The organism is Microbacterium wangyouchuni, assembly GCF_051546305.1.
Classification (GTDB): domain Bacteria; phylum Actinomycetota; class Actinomycetes; order Actinomycetales; family Microbacteriaceae; genus Microbacterium.
Genome location: NZ_JBPTMA010000004.1, coordinates 119,060 through 130,886, shown reverse-complemented (window position 1 = coordinate 130,886; position 11,827 = coordinate 119,060). Strand labels below are relative to the sequence as shown.

The following is an 11,827-nucleotide window of genomic DNA, read 5'->3' as shown; positions in this document are numbered from 1 at the left end:
TATCATGCACCGGCGGACGCGTCACTGCGCGACGCGCTCGGATGCAGTGCCCGGACAACCAACCAGGTCACCGCGATCATCGGTGCGAACAGCGGCAAACCCATCACGATCTTGAACGTCCCCAGGGCCGTGACGTCGCCGGCAAAGTACAGCGGAAGCTGCACAGCGAGGCGAGCGGCGAAGAGTCCTGCCCAGGCGATGGCGAGCCAGAAATACGCACGACGCATCCGTTTGCTCTGCCGCCACGCGGTGCCCTCCCCCAGGAGGAATCCAGCCGCGAGTCCGATCAGCGACCAGCCGACCAGCGCCGAGATGAGAAGCGCCGAGCCATAGGCGGCGTTCGTGAAGAAACCGAGGACGAAATTGTTTTCGCCGCGTCCGGTGAAAAGTGCGAGCGCGGCGGCCGCACCTGCCGCGACCAGCCCGCCGATCGCGGCTGACGGCGGCGACTTCTGCAACAGTCGAACGATCGTGAATACGGCCGCAAGACCGACCGAAACTCCCAGCGAGAGCAGAAGCGGGTCCGGCTTCAACGTGAACAGCACCACGAAGGCAAGGCTCGGAAGAACCGATTCCAGGATGCCGCGCCATCCACCCATCGCGGACCACACGACTTTCTGCGTGCTCGCCCCTTCGGCCGGGTCTATTCCGGCCCGACGCGCAACACCACCTAGTGCAGCCCCGAGTATGTCTGAGGCACTCTGCTCAGCAGGCTCGTGGTCGTCGTTGCGCTCTTGTTCGCTCACGCCGACCCAGGAGTGGCCGGCATCTTCAGCGGGATGAGATCCCGCGGAGGCATCGGAGTTCCGCCGCGCACGACGACGATCGAGCGGAAGAGATCCTCGACCTTCTCGGAGGCTTCCGGATCGGAAGCTGCCGCACCGCTGATGACGCCGCGCAAGAACCAGCGCGGTCCGTCGACACCGATGAAGCGCGCCAGACGCAGGGCTGAGCCTTCAGCCGCGGGCCCCGGGACCTCGGCGAGCAGCTCTTGGCCAAGCGGGCCCTCGCGCTCTTCGACACGACCGCCCTGCTGACGCACCTGATCGACGAGCTGCATGCGTGTCTCGTGCCAGAGCCCCAGCGTGCGCGGGGCGGCGAACGGCTGCACCTGCAGAGACGAGCCTTCGTAGTCGAGCCCCACCGCGACGATGCGCTTGGACTGCTCTTCCACCTCGAGTCGGAGGTTGAGCCCTTCGCGCGGCAGGATCTTGATGCCGCCCAGATCGATGTAGGGGCGAATCGGGTTCGCCTCGCTCTCATCGAACGGACCATCGCTGGCTCGGTTCGCGGGAGCCGACTTGGACGTCGGCTGGGTGATCTCTTCAGTCATCTCTGTCGTTCCTGCCTATTCGACTGCCTGTGTAGTCGCGGTGTAGCCTGTCGAGCCGAATCCCGCGGCACCGCGTGCACTGTCGGGGAGTTCCGCAACCGGAATGAATTTCGCGCGGGTCACCGGCATGATGATCAATTGCGCGATCCGGTCGCCGACCGCCACATCGTACGCGCTGGAGCTGTCGGTGTTCAGCAGACTCACTTTGATCTCGCCGCGATAACCCGAATCAACCGTTCCAGGCGAGTTCACGATCGTGATGCCGTGTTTAGCGGCAAGACCGCTGCGGGGGACGACGAAAGCGGCGTGCCCCTCGGGCAGCGCGATGCTCACACCGGTGGGAACGAGCGCACGCTCTCCGGGAGCGAGATGGACGGCCTCAGCTGCCACCAGATCGGCACCGGCATCGCCGGGATGGGCGTAATGCGGCATGACAGACGCGATAATGGGAAGATCAATGGAATCGCTCACCCCCTGAGGCTAATGCAGAACCCCATGACTGACACACGTGCTCGCTACCGCGAGCGTCTTTCGCCGAGCCTGTGGCTCGTCGTCACGGCCGCTGTTGCCGCTCCCATGGTGACATTCACGCTCACGCCGTTGGGCTCGCTGATCGCTCTTATCATCGGGATCGCTGCCGCGGTAGTGCTGATCGCAGCACTCATTCTCGGGTCGCCGGTCATCCGCGTCGATGGCACCGTCCTGCGCGCCGGTCGCGCACACATCGACGCACGCTGGCTGGGCTCCGTCGTCGAGCTCACCGGCGATGAAGCGCGAGCTGCGCGTGGCACGGCGCTCCCGGCACGGGGTTGGCACCTGATCCGCAGCGGGATCGATTCCGTCGTGGTCGTGGAGAACACCGACCCGAACGATCCGGCGCCGAGCTGGACGATCTCGACGCGCACTCCCGATCGCCTGGCTGCGGCTATCCGCGGAGCTCAGACGGCGGCATCCGACGACTGAGCAGTCCCGGCGGATACACCGACGGCAGCACGAAGGCGCCGGCACGAAGACGCCTCCGGATACGACAACGCGCCCCAAACCATGCGGCCGGGGCGCGTGAACGTGGAGCGACTGCTATCAGGCAGCGCACTCCTTGCAGATCAGACCCTCTGCACCCTCATGGTCAAGCTGCGAGCGGTGCTTCACGAGGAAGCAGCTCATGCAGGTGAACTCGTCCTGCTGCGCGGGTAGCACAACGACGTCGAGTTCGAGGTCAGAAAGGTCGGCACCGGGGAGGTCGAAACTCGACGGGTTGTCAGAGTCTTCGTCACCGGTGGTCCCGGACAGTTTGTCCGGCACACGCTCCTTCAAGGCTTCGATCGACTCGGAGTCGTCTTCGCTCTTTCGGGGGGCGTCGTAGTCGGTTGCCATGCGGTAGATCTCCACTTTCATGGTGCTAGTGGGCGGTGTGCCATCGGGTAAGCGGCGGGCATAGTTTGCACGACCCGGAAGCAATTTGCAAATGCGCCCGCGCACGACACATCAAACTGACGGCGCGCCCAGGGTATTCCCGCCTCCCGCGCCACACGCATGACACCATTGGAGAACACCCATTCAGAGGGGCATTCGCATGGAAAACGTCACGATCGTCGGTACCGAAGACGACCTGCTGATCCTCGCCACCGGTTCGGGCGAACGATTCGCCCTCGCCATCGACGATGTACTGCAGCGCGAGATCCGTCGCGCCCGTCGGCGGGGCGCCGAGGAGACCTCACGGGTTACCGTAAGCCCGCGCGAGATCCAGACCCACATCCGTTCCGGTCTGTCCGCGACGGAGGTGGCAGAGCTTCTGGGCATCGGACTCGACGATGTCTCCCGCTTCGAAGGACCGGTTCTCGCAGAACGCGAGCACATTATCGGGCAGGCCCTCGCCGTCCCCGTACTCATCGGCAGCGAGGTCGAACCAGATGCGCAGCCCACTTTCGGAGTCGCCATCCGCGGCAAGCTCGCTGAGTTGGAAGCATCCGATGAGCGCTGGGCAAGCTGGAAAGACGAGTCCGGATGGATCGTCAAGCTGGAGTTCCTCGCGAACGAGGTGAGCCACGACGCTCGCTGGAGCTTCGACCCGCGACGCAGTTCGCTCTCGCCGCTGAACTCTGATGCCACGCAGCTCTCTCGACAGGGTTCGCTTCCCGACGGGCTGATCCCCCGCCTCCGCGCGGTCGAGAGCGAGCGTGTCGAGTCGCCGTACAAGGACGACAGCCGCTTCGACTCCGGCGCATTCGGGCCACGTCTTCTGCCGAAGCCCGATGCCGAGCCCGACGAGCCCGTGGCGCCTGAGCGGTCGAACAGCGCGGCGCAGCAAGCCGCGATCAAACGGGCACCCGATCAGTCCACGACCAGCGCTGAAACCGCTGACCTGCTCGAGGCGCTTCGTCGCCGGCGCGGCCAGCGCGAGAGCGCGCCTCTGATCGATGACGACGGCGAGGTGATCGCACCTTCGAAGAGTTCCGAACCAATCGCACTCTTCGATGCTCTCGCACCTGAGGCTGCCGCCGATCCTGATCCAGAACCGGAACCCGCACCGGCACCTGCTCCTCAGGAACGCTCCGCAGACACCCCCGCTCGGCGAAAGCGTCGCAATGCGATGCCGTCCTGGGACGAGATCGTCTTCGGCGCCCGCACCGACGACTGACCCAGATCAGCGAGCGGCGGCGAAAGCACCGCGCTTGACGTAGGGAACCAGGCGTTCCTCCGGCGTCAGCGCGCCATGCTGTCCGATCATTGTGCGTGCACGCTGATCCGCGGCCGTTCCGTCGTAGAAGGCGCGGTTTCCACGGGCGATCACCAGGATGTCCCCGATCCGTGCTGATGCCGCCTCGCCGACCGTCGGACCGAACAACCCCGCGGCCTTTGCCTCAGCGCGGCTGAACACGTCAGCAGTGCCTTCGCAGAGTTGCCTCCAGCAGTCCACGACAGCGGCGGGATCAGCATCCGCTTCCAGATACACGTGCAACATGCGCGGCTCGCCGCCGATATGACGAATGCCCTCGAACCGCGGATCACCGTCATCCAGCACGATCTGCCGGTGTGCGGGTACATCAATCATCCCGTGGTCTGCTGTGATCAGCACCCCTACGTGACGAGGCGCGGCCAGGGCGAGTGCCGCGTCGATCTCTTCCAGCGCCGCAATCCACTGGGCCGAGTCGACGCCATAGCGGTGGCCCGCTTTGTCGACCTCCGGCAGATAGCAGTAGACGAGCGTTCCCGGCGTGTCGGCGGCAAGCTGATACGCGACAGCCACGCGCTCGGCGGGGGTTTTCGCCGCGACGAACGTGGCTCCACGCAGTGTTGCTCTTGTGAATCCACTGTTCGCGTAGGCTCCAACGCCGACGGCATAACTGGGGTAGCCGCTCGCTGCAGCCTGCTCGAAGACCGTCGGCGTTGGCTGCCACTGCAGCGGATCGATTCCGTCGCTTTCCCAGCCGGAGAGCTGATTGACCAGCATGTCGCGGGAGCGGTCCAGCACCTGGTATCCGACCAGACCGTGCACTCCGGGGTCGACACCGGTCAGCAGACTGGTCAAGGCCGCAGCCGTCGTGGTGGGAAATACGGAATACGCCACGTCTTTCTTGCCAAGCCCTGCGGTCAGGTGCCGGGCATGCCCGGCGTGTGCGCGCAGCTGGATCGCGCCGAGTCCGTCAATGACGACGACCACAACGGAGCGCGCTGCCGGCAACGCGCCCTCCGCGCCGCGCAGCGACGCGAGCAGGTCGCCCGCCACCCCGCTCAGAATCCGAGCTGTGGGGGGCGTGGTCGGTAGAATGGGAGGCATCCGAGCCAGTCTTTCACAGGCCCAGCATCGTCCCCAGGAAGTTCATGCCCCGCACCGAATCTGCCGAGCCCGTCGAGGAGCGCATCCAGGACATCAATCTGTCCGATGAGATGCAGGGATCTTTTCTCGAGTACGCCTACTCGGTCATCTACTCCCGCGCGCTTCCGGACGCTCGCGATGGGCTCAAGCCCGTGCAACGGCGCATCCTCTACCAGATGGCAGAGATGGGGCTCCGACCCGACCGCGGCCATGTGAAGAGTGCCCGCGTCGTCGGCGAGGTCATGGGAAAGTTGCACCCGCACGGCGATTCAGCGATCTATGACGCTCTCGTGCGCCTGTCGCAGGACTTCGCGCTGCGCGTGCCGCTGGTCGACGGACACGGAAACTTCGGTTCACTCGATGATGGCCCCGCAGCATCCCGTTACACCGAGGCGCGTCTCGCCCCCTCTTCTCTCGCGCTGACCGAGAATCTCGACGAAGATGTCGTCGATTTCGTGCCCAACTACGATGGCCAGTTCCAGCAGCCAGCTGTGCTTCCCGCCGCGTTCCCCAATCTGCTCGTCAACGGTGCCAGTGGCATCGCAGTCGGCATGGCGACGAACATGGCCCCACACAACCTCAACGAGGTCGTGGCGGCAGCGGCCCATCTTCTCGAACATCCGGATGCCACTCTCGACGAGCTCATGGAATTCGTGCCCGGCCCTGATTTCCCCTGCGGAGCCATCATCATGGGGCTCGATGGCATCAAGGACGCGTACACGAACGGCCGCGGCGCGTTCAAGGTGCGCGGCAAGGTGTCGATCGAGTCGATCGGACCGCGCCGCACCGGAATCATCGTCACCGAACTGCCCTATATGGTGGGCCCGGAGCGACTGATCGAGAAGATCCGCGATGCCGTGCAGGCCAAGAAGCTGCAGGGCATCAGCGATGTCAACGACCTCACCGACCGCCAACACGGTCTGCGCGTCGCGATCGGCATCAAGACCGGTTTCGATCCGAACGCGGTACTTGAGCAGCTCTACCGGCTGACGCCGTTGGAAGACTCCTTCAACATCAACAATGTCGCCCTCGTCGAGGGCCAGCCCCGCACGCTCGGCCTCAAGGAGATGCTCAGCGTCTACGTCGGGCACCGGCTCGAGGTGGTGACTCGTCGGAGTCGATACCGTTTGGCACGCCGACAAGAGCGGCTGCACCTGGTTGAGGGTCTGCTCATCGCAATTCTCGACATCGACGAGGTCATCCAGGTCATTCGTTCGTCCGATGACTCGGAGCAGGCCCGTGCACGCCTTCGATCGGTGTTCGATCTCTCCGAGGCACAGGCCGAGTACATACTCGAGCTGCGCCTGCGTCGGCTGACGAAATTCTCCCGTGTCGAGCTCGAGGCCGAGCGCGATGCACTGCAGGCGGAGATCGCCCAGCTTCAAGAACTGCTGAGCAGCCCGGCGCTGTTGCGTGCTCAGGTCGCGAAAGAATTGGATGCCGCAGCCGAGGCCTACGGCACTCCGCGCCGCACCCTGCTCATGAACGCGAAGCCCGCCGCGCCTCGTCGCGCGAAGGCAGGTGAAGCAGATCTGCAGATCGCGGATGCTCCCACGATCATCGCCCTGTCGACCACCGGACGTGCCGTCCGGGTGGATCTCGCTGAGGGCCAGGAGCTGAGCCGTCCCGCACGGCGCAGTAAACACGATGCGATCCTCTCGACGGTGTCGGGAACGGTTCGTGGCGAGGCAGGTGCGATCACAAGCACCGGACGTCTGCTGCGCTTCTCTCCCGTGGATCTTCCGTCTGTCCCCGGGACTTCTGTCCAGCTGGCTGCTGGCACTCCCCTCCGCGACTACCTCGGAATCACATCACGCTCAGAGAAGGTCGTTGCACTCATCGACCTCACCACCGAGACTCCCGTCGCGCTCGGCACGGCGCAGGGAACGGTGAAGAGAATCGTCCCCGCGTCGCTGGCCGTCCGGCAAGAACTGGAAGTCATCGGACTCAAGTCCGGTGACACGCTTGTCGGCGCGGTGTCTGCCCCAGAAGACACGAGTGTCGTGTTCTTGACCACGGATGCTCGACTTCTGCACTTCCCAGCATCCACTGTGCGGCCACAGGGGGCACCAGCATCCGGTATGGCCGGCATCAAGCTCGCCGCCGGTGCTTCCGTCCTGTTCTTCGGCGTCACCACTGACCTGGACGACATCACCGTCGCAACCGTCTCGGGGGCTGAGGGTGTGATCCCCGGCACGGATCCGGGACGCGCCAAGGTCTCGTCCTTCGCGGAGTTCCCGGCGAAGGGCCGCGCGACCGGGGGCGTTCGTGCGCACTCGTTCTTGAAGGGCGAGGATCGGCTGACGGTCGCCTGGGTCGGTGCGGCACCCGCATACGCGGTCGGCACCGACGGCGCCGTGCGCAAGCTGCCGGAGACGCTGTCGAAGCGTGATGCCTCCGGTCAGCCGATCGACGGTGTGATCGGCTCGATCGGCCGCCCGATCATCTGACCTCAGGCGTCGATCGCCTCGCGCGACAGCTGATCTGATGAGTCGATGATGAATTCCCGACGCGGAGCGACTTCGTTGCCCATCAGCAGTTCGAACACTCGGCCTGCTCCCTCAGCATCCTCCATGCGCACCCGACGAAGCAGCCTCCCAGACTTGTCCATCGTGGTGGTTGCCAGCTGATCGGCATCCATCTCGCCGAGACCCTTATACCGCTGGATCGGCTCGTGCCAGCGCTTGTTCGTCTTGCGAAGCTTCGCCAGTAGCGTGTGCAACTCCTGCTCTGAGTATGTGTAGATAGTCTCGTTCGGCTTGGAGCCCGGGTTCATTACGATCACGCGGTGCAGCGGCGGCACCGCAGCAAAAACGCGACCCGCTTCGATCAGCGGCCGCATGTAGCGGAAGAACAGCGTCAGCAGCAGCGTGCGAATGTGCGCGCCGTCAACGTCGGCGTCGCTCATCAGAATCACCTTGCCGTACCGCGCCGAATCAATATCGAACGAGCGTCCGGAACCCGCACCGATCACCTGGATGATGGCCGCGCATTCTGCGTTGTTGAGCATGTCCGCGATCGAGGCGCGTTGGACGTTCAGAATCTTGCCGCGGATCGGCAGCAGCGCCTGGATCTCGCTGTCGCGGGCGCGTCGGGCGGTCCCCAGCGCCGAGTCCCCCTCGACGATGAACAGTTCGCTGCGATCCAGATCTTTGGAGCGGCAGTCGACGAGTTTGGCCGGCAGCGAAGACGACTCTAGGGCGTTCTTTCGACGCTGGGTCTCTTTGTGAGCGCGCGCAGATACGCGCGCCTTCATCTCGGAGACGACCTTGTCCAGCAGTTGACTCGCCTGGTTCTTATCGTCGCGTTTGGTCGAGCTGAAGCGCGCGCCCAGCTCTTTGCGCAGCACCTGAGCGACGACCTGCCGCACGGCCGGCGTACCCAGGACTTCCTTCGTCTGCCCCTCGAACTGCGGTTCGGGCACCTCGACGGTCAGCACAGCCGTCAGCCCGGCCTGCACATCGTCCTTCTCGACCTTGTCGTTGCCGACCTTCAGCCGTCGCGAATTCTGCTCGATCTGCGCCCGCAGCACCTTCAGGAGTTCCTGCTCGAATCCCTGCTGGTGCGTACCGCCCTTCGGCGTTGCGATGATGTTGACGAACGATCGCGTTGTCGTCTCATAGCCGGTGCCCCAGCGCATCGCGATGTCGACGCGGCAGACACGCTCCACCTCGGTGGAGGCCATTGTGCCGTTCGCCTGCAACACGGGAACCGTCTCTGTGAACGTCCCCTCACCCTGGATTCGCCAGGTGTCGGTGATCGGGGCATCCGTTGCCAGATAGTCGACGAACTCGGAGATTCCGCCCTCGTACTTGTGCGAGGTGACATTGTTCTCTTCGCCGCGCGCGTCGCGGATGACCAGTTCCAGGCCGGGAACGAGGAATGCCGTCTGGCGTGCCCGCGTTTCCAGCTCTTCCAGTTGGAAAGCCGCGTCCTTCGTGAAGATCTGTCGGTCGGCCCAGTACCGCACCCGCGTGCCGGTCACCCCGCGTTTCGTCTTGCCGACGACGCGCAGCTCGCTGCTCTTCTGGAACGGCGTGAAAGGGGCATCCGGTCGCTTCTCACCCGAGTCCGCGAAGACACCGGGCTCGCCACGGTGGAACGACATCGCGTAGGTTTTGCCGCCGCGATCGACCTCGACATCGAGGCGCTCGGAGAGCGCGTTGACGACGGATGCTCCGACACCGTGCAGTCCGCCGGAAGCTGCGTACGAGCCACCGCCGAACTTTCCTCCGGCGTGGAGCTTTGTGAACACCACTTCGACGCCCGTGAGACCGGTGCGCGGTTCGACATCGACGGGGATGCCTCGCCCCTGGTCGTGAACCTCCACGCTGCCATCGGCGTGCAGAACGATCTCGATCTGATTGCCGTTCCCGCCGACCGCCTCGTCCACCGCGTTGTCGATGATCTCCCAGAGGCAGTGCATCAGCCCGGGAGACCCGTTCGATCCGATGTACATGCCGGGGCGCTTCCGGACTGCTTCGAGCCCTTCAAGCACCTGAAGATGATGGGCGGAATACTCGGCGGTCACAATCCCCCATTCTATTCTTCTGCCCCAGCGCAGCCGCGCAGACACTCCTACTCGTCGCAGGTGCGCGCGGTGCAGGTACGCCCGGAGCGAAACACGCCGTCTTCCGGGCATGACTACGAGGTGTTCGTGGTTGTATTGAGCACATTCCACCTGAAGCCGACACCCGAGGAGGCACCGAGATGAACGCTACAACCGAACGTGAGACCTCCACTGTCGAGTATCGTCTGAGCGCCGCAGATCGTTGCGACTCATGCGGAGCTCAGGCGTATATCGCCGCAGAGGTCAGTGGCTCCGAGTTGCTCTTCTGCGCCCACCATGGTCGCAAGTACGAAGAGAAGCTCCGCAGCGTGGCTACCACATGGCATGACGAGACAGCACGCCTCGTCGACGCCGTCTAAGCCACTCAGTCTTCAATCACCCGTCGCACCCCTGGGGTGAGGCGGGTGATTATTTCTTCCCCGACGGTGTCGATCCGCTCGGCGAGTGTCGTTGCTGAGGACTCCCCGCTGTCCCCCGGCCCGAGAATCCACACGTCGTCTCCGAGAGCGGCTCCCGGCCACAGTGCTACCTGAGAGGTGGTCTCGTCGACGCGACGCAGTTCGCGTGCTCCCCCGGCGGTGCCCACGGTGATCCCAGCTAGCGTGGACGGCAACCCGTGGAAGGCTCCGATGCCGACGAGCGCGTGGTCGTCGCGGATCTCCAGAACCGGTGCGCTCAGCGCGCTGATGGGGCGAATGCCATCGAGATCGGGACCGTCCGCGGATCGGATGCCGAAGCAGAAAGCGCCCACGCGCGACAGCGATCCGCGCAATGCCGGACGCCACCACGACGCCGCAGAAGCAGTGAGGTGCAAGACCTCCGGATTCGAGCCGCTCGCGCGAAGCACGTCAACCGCATCGAGAAAAACCGACTGGGCGTCATCGTCTTCCGCATCGCTAGCTTCAGCAAGGTGGCTCCAGACGCCCACCACGGCCACTCGGCCCGCGATTTCAGCCGTACGCGCGAGGGCCACCGCCTCGGGCCAGTCCTCCGAGCGAATGCCGTTGCGATGCAGTCCGGTATCGATCTTCAGGTGTACGCGCGCGCAGATGCCGAGCCGCTCGGCGGCCTCGATCACCAGCCGCAGGTACTCGAGCGTCCCGACGCCGAGGTCGATCTCTGCCCGCAGCGCTGCTTCGACTTCGCCTGCCACAGACGTCGCCCAGGCGAATACTCGTCCTGCTCGCCCTGCGAGGCGCGTCCGGATACGAAGCCCGGTACGCACGTCGTAGGAGCCGTACCAGCGGACGTCCGCGCTGGCGGCAGCATCCACCGCCCAATCGATACCGTGCCCGTAGGCGTCGTCCTTCATCACCAGCATCAGTGCCGAGGGCGCGATGCGCGAGCGGACCACATCGATGTTGTGCAGAAACTGCGCGTGTGAAATGTGCAGCGTTGGGCGCATCAGGCTTCCTCTTCCCGTACGGCGTGGCTGGCCGCGACCGTGAGCAGCTCTGCCGCTGACATGCCGGTCACCGCAGCCCACTGACTCAGTTGATGCGCCGCCGGACCGCTGCCTCCGAAGTAGGTCACATCGGAGCCGGCCGCAGCGTCTGAATGGCCCAGGTCTACAACGCAGACATCCATCGCAACACGGCCGATGATCGGGCACAGCTCGCCGTTGATCTCGACCTGGGCATGGTTTCCCAGTGCACGGACGATTCCCTGCGCGTAGCCGCCGGTCACCAGGGCGACCGTGCGAACGGAGGGCGCACGGTAGGTGTAGCCGTAGGAAACGGCATCGCCAGCCTGCAGGATTTTCGTTGAGAGGATGCTCCCGCGCAGGCGTAGTGGGGGCGTGCGGGTTGTGTGCTCGCCATCACGGATGCCGTAGAGCACGCCCGGGTCGATATCGGCAGTGCCGGATGATGCTGCGCTGATGCCTTCGCCGGCCAGCAGCGCGACCTCCGTTGCCGAATCCACAACGACCCTGCGTGCGCCAGCAACTGTCACCGCTCGCGCGACCCGGAGTGTGCCATGGCCGTAGGCGTCGCCGCGAAGGTCTGCCACAGACCCACCGGCTGCGAAGGCAGCCACCGCGGCCTCAGCCAATGCGGAGCGCGAAATCAGAACACGTGTCGCTGAGCTGGAAGTCGTCTCACTCACA

12 protein-coding genes are annotated in these 11,827 nt (G+C 64.8%); 4 read left to right on the top strand and 8 right to left on the bottom strand.

The window, feature by feature from the left end:
* Positions 1–2 precede the first annotated feature (2 nt).
* Genes ACSS7Z_RS09780 through dut form a run of 3 tightly spaced genes read right to left on the bottom strand, consistent with a single transcriptional unit; the run spans position 3 to position 1,765 of the window.
* On the bottom strand, positions 3–746 hold the full coding sequence (locus ACSS7Z_RS09780) for a DUF3159 domain-containing protein (RefSeq protein WP_438254447.1): 744 nt from the start codon (positions 744–746) through the stop codon (positions 3–5).
* The gene (locus tag ACSS7Z_RS09775) at positions 743–1,333 is read right to left on the bottom strand and encodes a DUF3710 domain-containing protein (RefSeq protein ID WP_438254445.1); all 591 of its coding nucleotides are present in this window, start codon (positions 1,331–1,333) and stop codon (positions 743–745) included. The genes ACSS7Z_RS09780 and ACSS7Z_RS09775 overlap by 4 nt, the downstream gene beginning before the upstream one ends.
* Before the next feature lie 15 nt (positions 1,334–1,348).
* Positions 1,349–1,765, bottom strand: a complete 417-nt coding sequence (gene dut / locus ACSS7Z_RS09770; RefSeq protein ID WP_438254850.1) for a dUTP diphosphatase — start codon at positions 1,763–1,765, stop codon at positions 1,349–1,351.
* Between the two features lie 63 nt (positions 1,766–1,828).
* Between dut and ACSS7Z_RS09765 the strand changes: the two genes are divergently transcribed.
* The gene (locus ACSS7Z_RS09765) at positions 1,829–2,296 is read left to right on the top strand and encodes a DUF3093 domain-containing protein (RefSeq protein WP_438254444.1); all 468 of its coding nucleotides are present in this window, start codon (positions 1,829–1,831) and stop codon (positions 2,294–2,296) included.
* A gap of 117 nt (positions 2,297–2,413) precedes the next feature.
* Here ACSS7Z_RS09765 and ACSS7Z_RS09760 read toward each other — a convergent pair whose 3' ends face one another.
* The gene (locus ACSS7Z_RS09760; protein ID WP_438254848.1) at positions 2,414–2,707 is read right to left on the bottom strand and encodes a DUF4193 domain-containing protein; all 294 of its coding nucleotides are present in this window, start codon (positions 2,705–2,707) and stop codon (positions 2,414–2,416) included.
* 199 nt (positions 2,708–2,906) lie between these two features.
* On the opposite strand from ACSS7Z_RS09760, the gene sepH reads away from it, so the two are divergent.
* Positions 2,907–3,971: a septation protein SepH gene (gene sepH, locus ACSS7Z_RS09755; protein WP_438254443.1), complete on the top strand. Its 1,065-nt coding sequence runs from the start codon at positions 2,907–2,909 to the stop codon at positions 3,969–3,971.
* Between the two features lie 6 nt (positions 3,972–3,977).
* Here the strand turns inward: sepH and ACSS7Z_RS09750 are convergent, their stop codons facing one another.
* Positions 3,978–5,111 (bottom strand): alkaline phosphatase family protein, encoded by a 1,134-nt coding sequence (locus tag ACSS7Z_RS09750; RefSeq protein WP_438254442.1) that lies wholly within the window; start codon positions 5,109–5,111, stop codon positions 3,978–3,980.
* Positions 5,112–5,155: 44 nt separating this feature from the next.
* On the opposite strand from ACSS7Z_RS09750, the gene ACSS7Z_RS09745 reads away from it, so the two are divergent.
* Positions 5,156–7,600 (top strand): DNA gyrase/topoisomerase IV subunit A, encoded by a 2,445-nt coding sequence (locus ACSS7Z_RS09745; RefSeq protein ID WP_438254441.1) that lies wholly within the window; start codon positions 5,156–5,158, stop codon positions 7,598–7,600.
* 2 nt (positions 7,601–7,602) lie between these two features.
* Here ACSS7Z_RS09745 and ACSS7Z_RS09740 read toward each other — a convergent pair whose 3' ends face one another.
* Positions 7,603–9,681: a DNA gyrase/topoisomerase IV subunit B gene (locus tag ACSS7Z_RS09740; RefSeq protein WP_438254439.1), complete on the bottom strand. Its 2,079-nt coding sequence runs from the start codon at positions 9,679–9,681 to the stop codon at positions 7,603–7,605.
* Positions 9,682–9,860: 179 nt separating this feature from the next.
* On the opposite strand from ACSS7Z_RS09740, the gene ACSS7Z_RS09735 reads away from it, so the two are divergent.
* A complete protein-coding gene (locus ACSS7Z_RS09735) occupies positions 9,861–10,079 on the top strand; it encodes a DUF7455 domain-containing protein (RefSeq protein ID WP_438254438.1) in 219 nt (72 codons plus the stop codon).
* Between the two features lie 5 nt (positions 10,080–10,084).
* Here ACSS7Z_RS09735 and ACSS7Z_RS09730 read toward each other — a convergent pair whose 3' ends face one another.
* Positions 10,085–11,125, bottom strand: a complete 1,041-nt coding sequence (locus ACSS7Z_RS09730) for an alanine racemase (protein ID WP_438254437.1) — start codon at positions 11,123–11,125, stop codon at positions 10,085–10,087.
* The gene (locus tag ACSS7Z_RS09725; protein WP_438254436.1) at positions 11,125–11,826 is read right to left on the bottom strand and encodes an alanine racemase; all 702 of its coding nucleotides are present in this window, start codon (positions 11,824–11,826) and stop codon (positions 11,125–11,127) included. Before ACSS7Z_RS09725 ends, ACSS7Z_RS09730 begins: the two co-directional genes overlap by 1 nt.
* Position 11,827: the final 1 nt, after the last annotated feature.